At 62.6% G+C, this 16033-nt stretch carries 13 protein-coding genes; 3 read left to right on the top strand and 10 right to left on the bottom strand.

Annotated elements, in window-relative coordinates; genetic code table 11:
• Positions 1-512 precede the first annotated feature (512 nt).
• From dedD to pdxB, 7 genes are all read right to left on the bottom strand, one after another.
• Positions 513-1346 carry a cell division protein DedD gene (gene dedD, locus ACL2XG_RS23885; RefSeq protein ID WP_413723339.1) on the bottom strand — a complete coding sequence of 278 codons (834 nt, stop codon included), beginning with the start codon at positions 1344-1346 and terminating at the stop codon, positions 513-515.
• Complete coding sequence (gene folC / locus ACL2XG_RS23880; RefSeq protein ID WP_410014187.1) at positions 1336-2604, bottom strand: bifunctional tetrahydrofolate synthase/dihydrofolate synthase; 1269 nt, start codon at positions 2602-2604, stop codon at positions 1336-1338. Before folC ends, dedD begins: the two co-directional genes overlap by 11 nt.
• 11 nt (positions 2605-2615) lie before the next feature.
• A complete protein-coding gene (gene accD / locus ACL2XG_RS23875) occupies positions 2616-3536 on the bottom strand; it encodes an acetyl-CoA carboxylase, carboxyltransferase subunit beta (RefSeq protein ID WP_410014186.1) in 921 nt (306 codons plus the stop codon).
• Positions 3537-3768: 232 nt separating this feature from the next.
• Entirely contained in the window at positions 3769-4422 is a 654-nt protein-coding gene (locus tag ACL2XG_RS23870) for a DedA family protein (protein WP_413723340.1), read from the bottom strand.
• A gap of 40 nt (positions 4423-4462) precedes the next feature.
• A complete protein-coding gene (gene truA, locus ACL2XG_RS23865; RefSeq protein WP_410014184.1) occupies positions 4463-5284 on the bottom strand; it encodes a tRNA pseudouridine(38-40) synthase TruA in 822 nt (273 codons plus the stop codon).
• Entirely contained in the window at positions 5284-6294 is a 1011-nt protein-coding gene (locus tag ACL2XG_RS23860; RefSeq protein WP_410014183.1) for an aspartate-semialdehyde dehydrogenase, read from the bottom strand. Before ACL2XG_RS23860 ends, truA begins: the two co-directional genes overlap by 1 nt.
• 108 nt (positions 6295-6402) lie before the next feature.
• Positions 6403-7539, bottom strand: coding sequence for a 4-phosphoerythronate dehydrogenase PdxB (gene pdxB / locus ACL2XG_RS23855; protein WP_410014182.1), 1137 nt, complete (start codon positions 7537-7539; stop codon positions 6403-6405).
• Positions 7540-7761: 222 nt separating this feature from the next.
• Here pdxB and ACL2XG_RS23850 point away from each other — a divergent pair, with 222 nt between their 5' ends.
• Together ACL2XG_RS23850 and flk are read left to right on the top strand one after the other, a co-directional pair.
• Entirely contained in the window at positions 7762-8664 is a 903-nt protein-coding gene (locus tag ACL2XG_RS23850; RefSeq protein WP_410014181.1) for a DMT family transporter, read from the top strand.
• 130 nt (positions 8665-8794) lie between these two features.
• Positions 8795-9829, top strand: a complete 1035-nt coding sequence (gene flk / locus ACL2XG_RS23845) for a flagella biosynthesis regulator Flk (RefSeq protein WP_410014180.1) — start codon at positions 8795-8797, stop codon at positions 9827-9829.
• Positions 9830-9963: 134 nt separating this feature from the next.
• Here flk and fabB read toward each other — a convergent pair whose 3' ends face one another.
• Positions 9964-11175 carry a beta-ketoacyl-ACP synthase I gene (gene fabB, locus ACL2XG_RS23840; protein WP_410014179.1) on the bottom strand — a complete coding sequence of 404 codons (1212 nt, stop codon included), beginning with the start codon at positions 11173-11175 and terminating at the stop codon, positions 9964-9966.
• Between the two features lie 155 nt (positions 11176-11330).
• On the opposite strand from fabB, the gene mnmC reads away from it, so the two are divergent.
• On the top strand, positions 11331-13349 hold the full coding sequence (gene mnmC, locus ACL2XG_RS23835; RefSeq protein ID WP_413723341.1) for a bifunctional tRNA (5-methylaminomethyl-2-thiouridine)(34)-methyltransferase MnmD/FAD-dependent 5-carboxymethylaminomethyl-2-thiouridine(34) oxidoreductase MnmC: 2019 nt from the start codon (positions 11331-11333) through the stop codon (positions 13347-13349).
• A 7-nt stretch (positions 13350-13356) separates the two neighbouring features.
• On the opposite strand, the gene ACL2XG_RS23830 is transcribed toward mnmC, so the two are convergent.
• Both ACL2XG_RS23830 and ACL2XG_RS23825 read right to left on the bottom strand, forming a co-directional pair.
• Positions 13357-15429 (bottom strand): TonB-dependent copper receptor, encoded by a 2073-nt coding sequence (locus ACL2XG_RS23830; RefSeq protein WP_413723474.1) that lies wholly within the window; start codon positions 15427-15429, stop codon positions 13357-13359.
• A gap of 306 nt (positions 15430-15735) precedes the next feature.
• A complete protein-coding gene (locus ACL2XG_RS23825) occupies positions 15736-16032 on the bottom strand; it encodes a YfcL family protein (RefSeq protein WP_410014177.1) in 297 nt (98 codons plus the stop codon).
• Position 16033 lies beyond the last annotated feature (1 nt).

Genomic DNA, 16033 nt, shown 5'->3' with positions numbered 1-16033 from the left:
GCAGGAAGATAGGCCGGCGACGGCACGCTCTCCCTTTAACACGCCTTGTGCAAGGACGGTGCTAGCGGGCCTACCGCGCCATGGGGCGCTCGGTCGGGCGGGAACACCACGCCCGATTCGACCCCATTGGCACGCTCTCCCTTTAACACGCCCTGTGCAAGGACGGTGCTAGCGGGCCTGCCGCGCCATGGGGCGCTCGGTCGGGCGGGAACACCACGCCCGATTCGACCCCATTGGCACGCTCTTCCTTTAACACGCCTTGTGCAAGGACGGTGCTAGCGGGCCTACCGCGCCATGGGGCGCTCGGTCGGGCGGGAACACCACGCCCGATTCGACCCCATTGGCACGCTCTTCCTTTAACACGCCTTGTGCAAGGACGGTGCTAGCGGGCCTGCCGCGCCATGGGGCGCTCGGTCGGGCGGGAACACCACGCCCGATTCGACCCCATTGGCACGCTCTCCCTTTAACGCGCCCTGTGCAAGGACGGTGCGAGCGGGCCTGCCGCATATCTATTACCGGGGCTGGTAAGCCCGCAGCTGGCCGCTCAGGCCGCTGAGCTGGTTCATTTCAGGCAGCGAGCTTTGCAGCTTTTGCTTCGATGCGTCCGGCCCGACGAAAATGCGTGTAATCTGCCCCGCCACCGGCGTCGACGGCACGGTATAGACCCGGTAACCGGACAAGCGCAGCTTGCCGACAATTTCCGTTACCTTGGTCGCGTTTTTCAGCGCCCCGAGCTGCACTACCCAGGCTTGTCCCTGTGGCGCCTGTTCCGGGGTTTCCTTTTCCACCGGCTTAGGCGCGGCGACCGGTTTGGCTTCAGGGGCCGCGTCCGTGCGCGGCGCAACGGGTTTGGCCTCGGCGATTTCCGTGCGGGCCTCGGGTTTCGCGGCCGGCTTGGCCGGTTCCATGCGCGGCGCGGGCGCGGCGACGGGTTTGGCTTGCTCAGGTCGCGCGGTGGGTTTGACCGGCTCCTGGCGGGCGGCGGCGGTGGGTTTGGCCGGTGCGGCCTTTACCGTCTCGCGCGGCGGGGCCTTGGGCGCTGCCTTCACCGGCGGCGACGCTGGCTGCGGGGCGTCCGGCGTGTCGGAGTCGTCCGCATCCGGCGCCTGGCTGGCCTGCTCTACCGCCGCCCCCGCGCCTTCCGGCGGCTGGCTGGGCAGGGCCTGGTTGGCCTGCGGCGAGGCATCCGCCTCGTCGCTGTCGCCGGGTTTAGGCACCAGGGGAATAGCGGCAAACTCGTCCTGGTAGTGCTTTTTTTTGCCATCCAGCAGCCCGGGCAGGACAATAACCCCCAAGGCGACGATGATGATGGTTCCCACCAAGCGGTTTTGAAACTTACTCGCCACGTTCTTTCTCCGGGTCTGTTATCGCAACGATCGGCGCCACGGTATGAAATGAACCAAACACCAGCACGCAGTCATCGGCGTCGGCATCCTGCAACGCCTGTCGCCAGGCCGAGGCCACATCGTCAAATTGCCGGGCATGATCGAGATGGGCCGCCAGCTGCGCCGCGGTGGCGCCGCGCGCATCAATCAGGGTGGCGCAATACCATTCAGCCACCTGCCCGCGCAGGCAGCCCAGGGTGCCGGCAATATCCTTGTCGGCCAGCATGCCCACCACGGCGCGCACTTTCCCCCGGATTTTCAGGGTTGCCAGCCGTTGCGCCAGATACCCGGCGGCGTGTGGATTATGCGCCACATCCAGGATGCGCAGCGGCCGTTGGCCGACGACCTGGAAACGGCCCGGCAGGGACGCCTCGGCGAGTCCCCGGCGGATGGCCTGGTCGGAGACCGGCAGGGGAAAACGCCGGAGCGCCGCAAGGGCGGTGGCGGCATTTTCCAGCGGAATCAGCGGCAGCGGCAATCCGGTCAGCGCCGACTGCTGGTCGCGCCAGTCCCAGGTATCGCCGTCCCGGCTGAAGCGCCAGTCGCGATCGCGGCAGTACAGCAGCGCGCCCACGGCGAGCGCCGTGCTGTCGATTGAGGCGGGTCGATCCGGTTCGCCGACCACAGCCGGGCGGCCCGCCCGCAGGATACCGGCTTTTTCCCGGCCGATACTCTCGCGATCCGGCCCCAGCAGTTCGGTATGATCAAGGGCGATGCTGGTGATCACCGCCACATCGGCATCAACGATATTGGTGGCATCCAGCCGCCCGCCCAGGCCGACCTCGAGCACCGCCACGTCCAGCCGTGCCTGCTTGAACAGCCAAAAGGCCGCCAGGGTGCCGAACTCGAAATAACTTAGGGAAGTGGCGCCGCGCCCCGCTTCAACCGCCGCCATGGCCGCGCTGTGCTGCGCCTCGGGCAGTTCCCGCCCCTGGATGCGCACCCGTTCGGTATAATGCAGCAGATGGGGAGAGCTGTAGACGCCGACCTTGAATCCCGCGGCCAGCAATACCGCCTCGATCAGCCGGCAGGTGGTGCCTTTGCCATTGGTGCCCGCGACGGTAATAACCCGGGGGGCGGGACGCAGCAGGGCCATATCGGCGGCGACCAGGCCTACCCGATCCAGGCCGAGGTCGATGGTCTTGGCGTGCAGGCGTTCAAGATAATGCAGCCACGCCGCCAGCGGCGAGGTGGCTTGTGGAGCAACAAGGTTTTCCATAGGCCCCGTCCTCAGACTTCGTCCGGACGCTCTTCGTGGATCGTCTCAGGCCTCGCCTCATGGGAATGTTCCGCTTCCGGCTGCGGCCTGCCGGTCATTTTGGCCAGCAGTCCCGCCAGTTTAAGGCGCATCTCCGGCCGGCGGATAATCATATCAATGGCGCCTTTCTCCAGCAGGAATTCGCTGCGCTGGAACCCGGCCGGCAGTTTTTCCCGTACCGTTTGTTCAATGACGCGCGGCCCGGCAAAACCTATCAGCGCCTTGGGTTCGGCGATATTCAAATCGCCGAGCATGGCGAGACTTGCGGATACGCCGCCCATGGTCGGATCGGTAAGCACCGAAATATAAGGCAAACGGCGCGCGCGCAGCTTCGCCAGCGCGGCGCTGGTTTTCGCCATCTGCATCAGCGATATCAGCGCTTCCTGCATACGGGCGCCGCCGCTGGCGGAAAAGCAGACCAGCGGGCATTCGTCTTCCAGCGCCTGCTCGACGGCACGGACAAAACGCGCCCCGACCACCGACGACATAGAGCCGCCGATAAAGGCGAATTCAAAAGACGCCGCGACCACCGGCATAGCGTATAGGGTGCCTTTCATTACCACCAGCGCGTCTTTTTCATCGGTGGCCTTTTGCGCCGCCGCCAGGCGATCTTTGTATTTTTTCGAGTCCTTGAACTTCAGGATATCCCGGGGTTCCAGCTCGCTGCCCAACTCCACCTCGCTGCCTTTATCCAAAAAGGCATGCAGGCGGGCGCGGGCGGTCATGCGCATATGATGATCGCATTTGGGGCAGACCTCGAGGTTGCGCTCAAGCTCGGCACGGTAGAGTACCTGCCCGCAGCTATCACACTTGGTCCATACGCCTTCGGGGATATTCGCCCTGCGCGCCGGGGTGATAGTGCTCTTGTTAAGTATTCGTTCAATCCAGCTCATCGATAACCTTTCTGTTTGAACCTGGCAAGCGCCAGTCCGCTATTCATACCTTGGCCGCGGCGCGGCAGGACGTCCGTCGTTGTCTTGCCGCCGCCTTATTCAACGCGCCTGGACGGCGCGATGAAGAGCCTTTGAAAATGTCGCCCATTAAACCATAACCGCCAACGAGTTGGGATAGAAAACTCTGCCCGTCGCTCACAAATCATCCATGGCGCGGACAAATCCCGCGCGTTTATCTGCGGGCGGCGGCGCGCCTGTGGCGCCATACCTCAATCACCCCGGGCAGGATAGACAGCAGAATGATGGCGACAATCAATAATTTCAAGTTTTCCTGCACCACCGGCAGATCGCCGAACAGGTAACCGGCATAGGTAAACAGGACTACCCATATGACGCCGCCGGTAATATTGAACAGGGCGAAATGGCGATAGGACATATGTCCCATGCCGGCGACGAAGGGCGCGAACGTCCTGACAATCGGCACAAACCGGGCCAGGATAATGGTTTTACCACCGTGACGCGCGTAGAACTGGTGGGTCTTGTCCAGGTAGCTGCGGCGGAAAATCCTGGAATGGGGATTACTGAACAGTTTTTCACCGAACAGCCGCCCGATGGTGTAGTTGACCGCATCGCCCAATATCGCGGCGGCGGCCATCAGCAGCGCCATCAGATGCACATCCAGGCTGCTGCTCGGCAAAGCCGCCAGCGCGCCCGCGACAAACAGCAGCGAATCGCCGGGCAGGAAGGGCGTCACCACCAGACCGGTTTCACAAAACAGAATGAGAAACAGGATGGCGTAGACCCAGATGCCGTACTGCGCCACCAATTCCGCCAGATGGACGTCAATATGCAGAATAAAATCAATAATAAATCTTATAAATTCCATGTTCAGAATTCCGGAAGCGCAAATGATATGTTCAGTACCGTCAATCCAGCAGGAATAACGGTCCCATGGGAGGATACGGCAAATCGAACTGGCCAGGGTAGTCCACCGCCACCAGATAAAGCCCTTCCGCCCTGGCAGTAGCGGCGGCCAGGGCGCGATCCCGTGCTTCCAGTAATTCGTTCATCCACTCCAGCGGACGGTTGCCGCAGCCTATTTCCATCAGGCTGCCCACGATATTACGCACCATATGATGCAGGAAAGCGTTGGCCTTGATATCCACCACGATATAAGCGCCGTGGCGCGTGACCTGCAGATGTTTTAGATTGCGCCAGGGCGTGCGCGACTGGCACTGCAGGGCGCGGAACGATGTAAAATCATGTTCGCCCAGCAGACATTGCCCCGCCCGCTCCATGATATCCGCATCCAGCTGATGGTAATAATGCGTCACGCCCCGGGATAAAATTGCCGGGCGATAAGGATGATTATAGATAATATAGCGGTAACGACGCGCCGTGGCGCTAAAACGCGCGTGAAATTCGCCCGCGACGGCGCGGACCCAGCGCACCGCCACGTCCGGCGGCAGGTTGGCGTTAACGCCCAGGGTCCAGGCGGAGTCTTCGCGCCGCGCGCCGGTGTCGAAATGCACCACCTGGCCGGTGGCGTGCACTCCCGCGTCGGTACGCCCGGCGCACTGCACCGCGATCGGCTCGTTGGCGACTTTGGATAAGGCCTGCTCCAGGCAAGACTGGACGCTGACGACTTCCGACTGGCGCTGCCAGCCGTAGAAACGGCTGCCGTCATATTCAATGCCCAGCGCTATCCTGGACGTTGCCGGCTGACCGGCGAATACTTCCCGGGACATTAATAAAAGTACTCCGCCACCAGCAGCTCCGCGGTCAGCAACGCCATCAGCGCGCCGCCGAAGCGGACATTATCCGCCACCGACCAGAATTGCAGCAGATCCGGCATGCCGTAATCGTTGCGCAGGCAGCCGATGCTAAGGTGCGCCTGTCCCGAGGCATCCTCCACCTGGGTGGGATACTCCCCTTCCTCGCTGACATTGATGCTTTCGCCCGCCGTTAACGCGTCGCGCGCTTCCTCAGGGCCCATCGGCCGCTGGGTTTCCAGATGCACCATCTGGGCGTGGCCGTAAAATACCGGGGCCTGGACGCTGCTGACCGCAATCGGCAATCCCTCGTCCTGCAGAACCTTGCGCACTTCATCCACCAGGCGCCGCTCAACCTGGACGCTGCCCAGTTCGTCCGCCACCAGAGGCAACATATTAAACGCCAACTGGCGGCTGAAGAAGCCCGGCTCGGTGGGCAGGCCGTTCAGCAGCCTGGCGCTTTGGCCCGCCAACGCGTCCACCGCCGCCTTGCCCTGGCCGGAAGCGGAGAGCAGGTTGACGACATGCAGCCGGGCGATGCCGGCCAGGTCGGTAAGCGGCCTCACCGCCAGCAGCAGCTGGCTGGTCAGGCTGTCGGCGACCGCCACCAGGTTGCGGTTGCGATAATCCGCCAGCACCGCGTCATTGACGCCGGGCACCACCAGCGGCACGTCCGGCTCCAGTGCGAACAGGCCGCTGGAATCGATAACCACGCAGCCCGCGGCGGCGGCGGGTTCAGCATAAAGCGCGCTGGCGCCGCTGCCCGCCACGAAAAAAGCCAGTTGCGCCTGAGTCCAGTCAAACTGCGCGGCGTCGGCGACCAGGATACTTTTGCCGTCGTAACGCAGGGTTTCACCGGCGCTGCGCTCGCTGGCCAGTAAAAACAGTTCACCTACCGGGAACTGCCGCTCTTGCAGCAATTCCAGCAGCGCCGTACCGACCGCGCCTGTTGCGCCCAAAAGGGCGATATTCCAGCCGTCAGACATAACAACTCTCCAAAGCAATGCATCATCGGGGCGGGGAGGCAGAGCCTGCCCGCGCAATAAGGTTATACCAGCCATACTTCACGTTAGGGTATAGGTACGGTCGGGTGTCTAGCGGGCGCCGGCCAGCAGGGCGTTAAAACCGAGTTCGCGCAGCGTCGCCGCCGCCGCGGCGTCATCGCTTTCAACACACAGCGACGACCATTCGCGTCGGTCATGGTACTGCCTGCGCAGCCGGTCGAATTCTCCCGGCATGGCCGCCACCCGGCGCAGGGACGCATCATCGCGGCGCACATCATACACCAGATGGACCAACTGGCGGAGCATCGCCTCGTCAAGGCCGCCGTGCAACCGTACCCGCTCTACCGACGGCCGGGGCAACAGCTCGCCGAGCGGCGCCCGCAGCGGCGTGCCGAGAAAAGCGCTGTATGCCTCGAAAACCTGGGTGGTGCCGCGCGCCTTGCCTTCGAGCGTATAGCCGGCAATATGCGGCGTGCCGATATCGACACGAGACAGCAGCGATGGCGACAGCGCCGGCTCCGGTTCCCAGACATCAAGCACGGCGCGCATTTTTTTCCCGTGCTCCAGGGCGGCCAGCAGCGCGGCGTTATCCACCACCGCGCCGCGGCAGGCATTGATTAAAATACGGCCGTCGGGCAGCGCCGCCAGCAGTTCCGCATCCACCTGATGCCAGGTGCGATAAGGCCCGGACATGTTCAAGGGGGTATGGAACGTCAGCACGTCCGCCTCGCGCACCAGGGTTGCCAGCGGATGGAAATCCCCGTCATCGCCCCGATCGGCGCGCGGAGGATCGCACAACAGGGTGCGGATGCCCAGCGCCTTAAGGCGGCGATCGAGCCGCCCACCCACGTTGCCTGCGCCGATAATGCCGACGGTTTTATCACGCAGGGAAAAGCCGTCGCGCTCCGCCAGCATCAGCAGGGAGGAAAAAACATACTCCACCACCGCGACGGCATTACAACCCGGCGCGGCGGAAAAAGCGATGCCGGCCTGCTCCAGCCAGGCTTCATCCACATGATCGGTGCCCGCGGTCGCCGTGCCGACGAATTTCACGCCGCTGCCGGCCAGGAGCCCGGCGTTAACCTGAGTGACCGAGCGCACCATCAGCGCATCGGCGCCCGCAAGCGCTGCGGCCGACAGCTGGCGTCCGGCAACCGGCACGACCTCGCCCAACCGGCTGAACAATTCGTGGGCATAGGGCATGTTTTCATCGACCAGTATTTTCACATCCGACTCCGGAAGCCAGCGGCCTGCGTGTTAAAAAGGGGGAATATTTTGCCACCGAACGGGGAAAAATCCCAATGCTATCGCGCACGGGATTGGCACAACATATTAATACCGTATTATTATTGCCCGCTTATGTTTAGGATGCCCTAAGAAAAACCCTTTTATCCGCCAGGCTACTCTGAGAACCGTATCATGGCGGATTGACGTTAAAAGGACCGTCGCATGACTATTTTTTATCCCCTGCTGGCCGTGCTGATCTGGTCGGTCAACGCCATCGTCAGCAAAATGTCCGCCAGCGCCATCGACCCGGCGGCGATTTCCTTTTACCGTTGGCTGGTGGCCCTGGTGATACTGACGCCCTTTGTCCTGCCCGGCGTGCTGCGCAACCGCCGCGTCGTGCGCGCCCAGGGCTGGCGCCTGCTGGTGCTTGGCCTGCTGGGCATGGTGTTGTACCAAAGCCTGGCTTATTATGCCGCGCACAGCGTGAGCGCACTGTTTATGGGGATACTGAATTCGCTGATTCCGCTGCTGACGGTGCTATTGAGTATCCTGCTGCTGCGCGCCGTGCCGACGCTGGGCGTCTTGCTGGGCACCCTGCTCTCGTTCGGCGGCCTGGTCTGGCTGGTCAGCGCGGGGCATCCGCGGGTGCTGCTGAGCCACGGCATGGGCGGCGGCGAGCTGATGATGATAGGCGCATCCGCGTCCTATGCCCTGTACGGGGTACTGACCCGGCGCTGGACGATACCGCTGCCCAATTGGCAATCGCTTTATATCCAGGTGGCGTTCGGCGTGCTGCTCCTGCTGCCGGGGTTCCTGCTGGCGCCGGACGTTGGCCTGACCGCGCGCAATATTCCGCTGGTGATCTTTGCCGGTATCGCCGCGTCCCTGATCGCGCCTTACCTGTGGATCCAGGGGGTAATGCGGCTGGGTGCCAATACCGCGTCGATATTTATGAACCTGGCGCCGCTGTTTACCGCCGCCATCGCGGTACTTTTTTTACATGAGCGACTGCACAGCTATCACGTCGTCGGCGGTGGGATTACACTGTTGGGAGTTATATTGGCACAACGGCTGCGCATTCCCCTGATACGCAGGCCAGGTAAAGAGCAGAAAATGCCTTCCTGACGCGTGCCGCTACCGCAAGCCACGGCGGCTTGTTATCATTCGCCGCATTGTTGATCTGAGCGCACGATGCCATAACGCAGTTGCTATGGCCGGGCTGGACGACAGCGCCCTATGCTAAAGGATGAGTCATATGCAACCTGTAAGTGGCCCCGGTACACCTTTACAGGGCGATCCGCCCCATGGCGCCGCGGGCAGCGCACCTTTAGGGCCGGAGAGTGAAAAGCCGCTGACCACGGCGCAACGCACCGCCCTGGAACGTCTGATTATCAAGATCATGGCGTTAAGCAACAGCAAGGCCCCGGAGATCTGGGCCGCATTGCGCCATCAATTGAATATCGCCAACGACGGCGAGCTGACGGCGGGCCATTTCCAGCCCGCCGAACAGCTGCTGCAAACCAGGCTGGGCCAGGCACAGCAAACCCACGCCGGGCGCCAGCTTATGCAACAGCTCACCGAACTGCTGCCCCAGGGTAACAACCGCCAGGCGGTCAGTGATTTTATTCGCCGGGAATATGGTCATACCGTGCTAAGCCAGCTTGGCCCCGAGCAGTTACTGCAGGTGGTGGCGTTACTGCAAAACGGCCAGCTGAATATCCCGCAGCCACAGCAGTCCGCCATTACCGATCGCACGCTGTTGCCGGCCGAACATCATGCCCTGAACCAGCAGATTACCCGCCTGGCGGCGGTCACCGGCGAATCCCCGGCGGAAATCTGGCAAAGCGTGATGACCATGATGGGCCTGAAAGCGGGCGATCCTATCCCGGCGCGCCATTTCCAGCTGCTGATGCAATTTCTGCAGGGACATATGACGCTGTCGCAGCAGGCCTCCCCTACCCTGGCATCGGTGCAGGCCACCCTGAAACAGCCGACCAATAGCGATGAACAGCAGGCAATAGAAGCGTACTGCCAACAGCATTTCAACGCGCTGCCCCAGAGCGTGCTGACGCCGGCGCAGGTGGGCGCGGTAATGCAGTTCCTGTTTATCTATCGCCTTACCCGCACGCAAAGCCAGCATCAAACCCCCGACCCCCGTCTGCTGCAGCCGGCCATGAGCCCGCTTATCGCCACCGAACCGATGACGCCGGCGGCAAAAACCATCCGCTCGCGCTGGATCATGGCGATTGCCGTGGCCGGAGTCCTGTTGCTGATCTGGATCCTGATCTGAGCTGATTGGCCGACAAAAAAACCATCCTGCATGCGGACACGCCGGCAGGATGGTTTTTTAATTACGGTCAGGGAGAGGATATTCCCGCATGCCCGATAGACGTTGCCTAACGCACGCCCAAGGGCATCGGCCCGTTAGAGATACTTGCGCATGACCAGGGTGGCGTTGGTGCCGCCGAACCCGAAACTGTTGGTCATTACCGTGGTCAGCCGCCGCTCGGTGGGTACGGTGATGACATTCATGCCTTCGGCCTGCGGATCGAGCTCATCGATATTAATGCTCGGCGCGATGAAGTTATGCTCCAGCATCAGCAGGGTATAGATGGTTTCATGCACCCCCGCCGCGCCCAGGGAGTGGCCGGTCATGGCTTTGGTGGAGGAAAACGCCGGCTGCTGGCTGCCGAAGGTTTCACGGATGGCCCACAGTTCCTTGACATCGCCCACCGGCGTGGAGGTGCCGTGTACGTTGAGGTAATCGATCGGGGTATCGACGTCTTTCAGCGCCATCTGCATGCAGCGGATAGCCCCTTCCCCGGAAGGCGCCACCATGTCGGCGCCGTCGGAGTTGGCGCCGTACCCGATAATTTCGCCATAGATATGCGCGCCGCGCGCCAGCGCGTGTTCCAATTCTTCCACCACGACGATACCGCCGCCGCCGGCGATGACAAAACCGTCGCGGTTGACGTCATAGGTACGGGACGCCCTGGCCGGGGTCTCGTTATAGCGGGTAGACAGCGCGCCCATGGCGTCGAATTCGCAGGCCATTTCCCAGCACAATTCCTCGCCGCCGCCGGCAAACACCACGTCCTGCTTGCCCAGTTGGATCATTTCCACCGCGTTGCCGATACAGTGCGCGGAGGTGGAGCAGGCGGAGCTGATGGAATAGTTGACGCCACGGATTTTAAACGGCGTCGCCAGGCAGGCGGACACGCCGGAAGCCATGGCCTTGGTGACCATATAGGGGCCGACGCCGCGCAGGCCGCGCGCGCGCATGCCGTCGGAACCGGCAACCTGGTTGCGCGGCGAGCCGCCGCCGGAACCGACGATGAGGCCGGTGCGATCGTTGGAAACCTGCTCGGGGCTTAGCCCGGAATCCTGGATAGCCTGCTCCATGGAAAGGTAGGCATAAATGGAGGCATCACTCATGAAGCGCGCAATTTTACGATCGATCAGCCCGTTAGTATCAAGTTTAATATCCCCCCACACATGGCTGCGCATACCGGAATCTTTCAATTCCTGGGAAAAAGTGATTCCGGAGCGGCCTTGTTGCAGAGATGCCAGGACTTCTTTCTGGTCATTACCAATACTCGATAAGATCCCCAGGCCGGTAATCACTGCACGTTTCATTTAATACCTCTTGTATTTATATATAAGATTCTGTGACGCACTTTAGCGTACAGTTGTACGCTGAACAAGTCCGATCAGACGAAGTTTGCAAAATTTGCGCCGCAAAGCACACCTCGTTAAAATCTCAACATTTCTTGACAAAAGAGTCTTACGCCGTGAATCGCGCGCCTATCTGCAACGCCATCCTTAATTGGAATGAAGACGGTACACCTGTATCCCGACAGTTTGATGACATCTACTTTTCCAGCCAGGATGGACTGGAAGAAACCCGCTATGTTTTTTTAGCCGGCAACGGACTGCCGGAGCGGTTTGCACAACATACGCGGGCATCGTTGGTGGTGGCGGAAACCGGCTTCGGCACCGGACTTAACTTTCTGGCGCTGTGGCAGGCCTTTGACCAGTTCAGACGGCGGCGGCCCGACGCGCCGCTGCGACGCCTGCACTTTATCAGCTTCGAGCAGTTCCCCCTGAAAATCGAGGATATGGCGCAGGCCCATGCGCGCTGGCCGGAGCTGGCCGGCTATGCCGCCGGGCTGCGCAGCCTTTGGCCGTTGCCGACGCCCGGTTGCCACCGGCTGATCCTGGCGGACGGCGCCGTCACGCTGGATTTATGGTACGGCGAGATCAACGCGTTGCTGCCGCTTCTGGACGACAGCCTGTCCGGCCGGGTGGATGCCTGGTTCCTGGACGGCTTCGCCCCGGCGAAAAACGCCGGCATGTGGAGCGAAGCCTTGTTTCACGCCATGGTGCGATTCGCCGCGCCGCAGGGGACCTTCGCCACCTTTACCGCCGCGGGATTTGTGCGGCGCGGCCTGCGCCAGGCGGGATTTACCGTCCTTAAGCCGCCGGGTTTCGGCCGCAAGCGGGAAATGCTGGCCGGCAGCCTGGCCGCGCCGCTGGCGACAGCGCCACGCGCGCCCTGGTACGTCCGGCGCCCCGCGCGCGACCCGCTTGAGGTGGCGATTATCGGCGGGGGAATTGCCGGCGCCCTGGCGGCGGAGGCCCTGCAGCGCCGCGGGTCGCGGGTGACTCTTTATTGCGCCGATAGCGGCCCGGCCCAGGGGGCGTCAGGCAATCGCCAGGGCGCCTTATATCCACTGCTGAATAATGAGGATGACGAGCTGGCGCAGTTTTTTGCCATCGCTTTTCCTTTCGCGCACCACTATTACCAGGAGTGCGCACGCCAGGGGGTCATCTTTGAGCACCAGTGGTGCGGCGTCACGCAACTGGCCTATGACGACCGATCCCGGCGCAAGCTGCGGCAAATCCTGGCCACGGACTGGCCCGCGCAGCTCATCAGCGCGGTGGCCTGCGAAGACATGCCCGCGCTGACCGGGCTTGCCACCGGCAGCGGCGGGGTCACCTATCCGCTGGGAGGCTGGCTCAACCCCGCCCAATTCACCGCCGGCATCATCGCGCGCGCGCAGTCCCGCGGCATGGCGGTGCACTACGGCCATGAGGTGCGGGGATTAAACGCCGGCGCGGACGATTGGTTGCTGGATTTCGGCGCGGGGCGCCAGGCCCGCCATGCCACGGTGGTGCTGGCCGCCGGGCACCGCATGCTGCAATGGCCGATTACCGCCCCGCTGCCGTTGACCAGCGTGCGCGGGCAGGTCAGCTATGTTCCCGACCAGCCGGCGCTGCGGACCTTGAAGCAGGTGCTGTGTTATGACGGTTACCTGACGCCCGCAAGCCCCGGCTTTCGCACCCACTGCCTGGGCGCCAGCGCCCGGCGCGACGACGAGGACATGACTTACCGCCCCGATGAGCAGCGGGCCAACCGCGACCGGTTAATCGCCTGCCTGCCCGGGCAATCCTGGGCACAGTGCGTTGATGTCAGCGCCGGCGAGGCACGCGCCAGCATACGCAGCAGCGCCAGGGATCATCTGCCCATGCTGGGCGGCGTGCCGGATTTTGCCGCCACCCAACGCGCGTATGGCGATCTGCCCGGACGCCTGCTGGCCGGCGAGGCGGTGGCGGACGCGCCGGTGTATGCCAATCTGTTTATGCTGGGCGGCCTGGGGTCGCGCGGTTTATGCACCGCCCCCTTGGCGGCGGAGATCCTGGCCGGCCAGATATTCGGCGAGCCACTGCCGCTAAGCCTGGCGCAATCGGCGGCATTAAGTCCCAATCGTTTTTGGCTGCGTAAAGTGTTAAAGGGGCGGCCGCTCTGACGCCTGTTCAGAATACCATATTCACCCTGCCCCACAGGGTCCTGCCCGGCTCGGTAATCGGCCTATCGGCCGCGTAGCCGAAGCCGCTGTTGCCCGCCAGGTTGAGGTGCTCGCTGTAGCGCTTGTCGAGGATATTGTCGACGCCGCTGCTGAGCTTGATGCCTTTGGTTAATCTGTAGGCCACATTGGCCGACAGGACGCCGAAGCCGGGGCTGGCGGCAAAATCCTTACCCGCCGCATTGCCCTGGTTGGCGGCGATGCGGCGCTGGGCGCTGACCACGCGCCATAGCGCGGTGCTGCTAAAGCGTTGCCGTTCATAGGTCAGGCCGGCACGGGCGTCCAGCGGCGGCATCTGCGGCAACGGACGGCCGTCGCGGGTATTTTTGCCCCACGACCCGGCAAGGCTGGCGTCGGTTTTCCAGTGTTCGGCCAGCCGATACCCCAGGCCCAGCTCCGCGCCCATGATATGGGCGCTGATATTGACCGCCTGGCTGCCGTAGGCATTGTTCGGGTCGTATTTGACTAAAATAAAATCATCCACCCGTCCGGCATAACCGGACAGCCACCCGTTAAAACCGCCATTCACGTAGTGCCAGCCGGCATCGATCTGGGTGGTTTTTTCACTTTTCAGCGCGGCAAAGGGATCGGATCCCGGCCGCGGTCCGGCTTTGGGTTTGAATAATTCCCAATAATCCGGAAAACGTTCGGTATAACCTATGCCCGCATACCACAGCAGCGGCGCGCTCAGCTGCTGCTCGTAACGGATAAAGCCCGCGGGCAGGATTGCGGCGCGCGACCGCGACCCAGTATCATCGTATTTGTCCGCCAGGCTGCGATCGAGGCGCGCGCCGCCGATAATACGGTTATGCCCGGAGGCATGCCAGGTCAGCTCGCTGAACACGCCGTAATCCTGAAAACGCGCATCCCGGTCCCAGCCGGTGCTTTTTTTGACGCGATGCGTGTTGGTTTGCATGTCCGCGCCGGACTGCAGCTGGAAATCGGTCCACAGCCAGGTGCCGGCGGCGCGCCCCCCCAGGGTGCGACGATCCGGGTTACTGCGCCGGGCGGCGTTTGAAGGCCCCTGGCGTGCGCGCATCGTGCAGCAGCGGGCGGCGGCCGGCTGCTGCACGGGAGAGCGCAGGCTGGTGTTGTCCATGACATGATTGGCATAGCTGTAGTAGAGCTGGGCCTCGACCCGGTCCAGCACATCACCGATACCGGTTTTCTCAAAGCGCGCGCCCAGGCTTTCGCGTTTGATTTGCGCGCCGTCCATGCCCCGGCCCGCATAACTGGCCTCGCCGTTGCCCCGGCCCAGGGTCAGCTCCATCCGGGTGGCGTCATCCGGCGTCCAGCCCAGCGCCAGGTCGCCGTTCCATTTATCCCAGCGCGAGGGCACGCGCCGTCCCGCGCCGTCGCGATAGTCGCCGGCGCGGGACTGGTTGGCGGACAGTTGCATATAGCCCAGCGCATTGCCCACGGCGGCCTGGACAGTTTCATCCCGGCGCCCGTTGGATCCCGCCAGCAGGCCAAGCTGGGTTTTTACGCCGGCCTTATCGAAATGCGGAAAGACGCGTTCGAAACGCAGGGTGCCCGCCGAGGAGCCCGGCCCCCACAGAACGGTTTGCGGGCCTTTGACCAGGGTCAGGACATCATAGCTTTCCGGGGAGATATAGGCGGTCGGCGCATCCATGCGGCTTGGGCAGGTACCGAGGATTTCCGCGCCGTCGGCGAGTATTTTCAGCCTGGATCCGAACATGCCGCGAAAAACCGGATCGCCGTTGGTGCCGCCGTTGCGGATCTGGGCGAAGCCGGGAATGGTTTTAAGGTAACCGGCGCCATCGCTGGCCGGCAACGGCTGGCGCGGCGTCTTAGGGGACGTGACGACGGTCAGCGGGGAATGCAATGGCGCGGTTACCGTTATCACATCGCTGTCGGCGATGACCGGCGGCGCGGCGGCGGACGGCGCGGGCACAGGATGGGCGACGGCGTGGTGGGCCGCCACCAGGGTAAATAACGGTATCAGGCCGGTCAGACGGCGCGGCGGACAGGTGTCTTTAGGGTGTATGGGGTAGCCAGACATCATCGTTCCTTGTGATTGAGTTTCTGCTTCCTGATAAGACGGAGGTAAGGGTGCTACCGGCGCGGACGGCCAGGCCTGTCAATGTCCGGCGGAAGGGGATGGCGCGTTGGCGTGATTCAGGGGGGAACGGGTATGTGCCGGCGGTACGCGCGGCAGGGATACACGGGCGTTCACGCGGCGAGCCGCAGGAAATAACGCCGCAAATGCTACTGTAACAAGGTCTGTAAATTGGCGCCATCAGCCTGAAAAACGTCCATCACGTTAATGCCGGATTGTACGTGATAGGCCAGGATGGCGTGTGATAACTTAAATTTCGTTTATCGTTGGTACGGCTTTGGCCTGTTCATACAGCCGGTGCCACATGCCCAGCACCAACACCTGATCCGGCGGCGACAGTTCACCATTGCCGATAGCCTTGGCCAGGCAGGCCTGTACCCGATCGTGCAGCGCTTCAAGGGTATGCTCGTTATTTTCCTCCGCTTCGGCGACCGCCAGCGTCAGGTGGCCGCGCAAATAGCCGCCGGCAAATAATTCATCGTCGGTGGCATGCTCCACCATATCGTCAATTAACGCCAGGATACGCGTTTCAAAAGTTACGATCATC

Source organism: Sodalis sp. RH24 (assembly GCF_047324145.1).
Taxonomy (GTDB): Bacteria; Pseudomonadota; Gammaproteobacteria; order Enterobacterales; family Enterobacteriaceae; genus Acerihabitans.
This window is presented reverse-complemented; position numbering and strand designations above follow the sequence as displayed.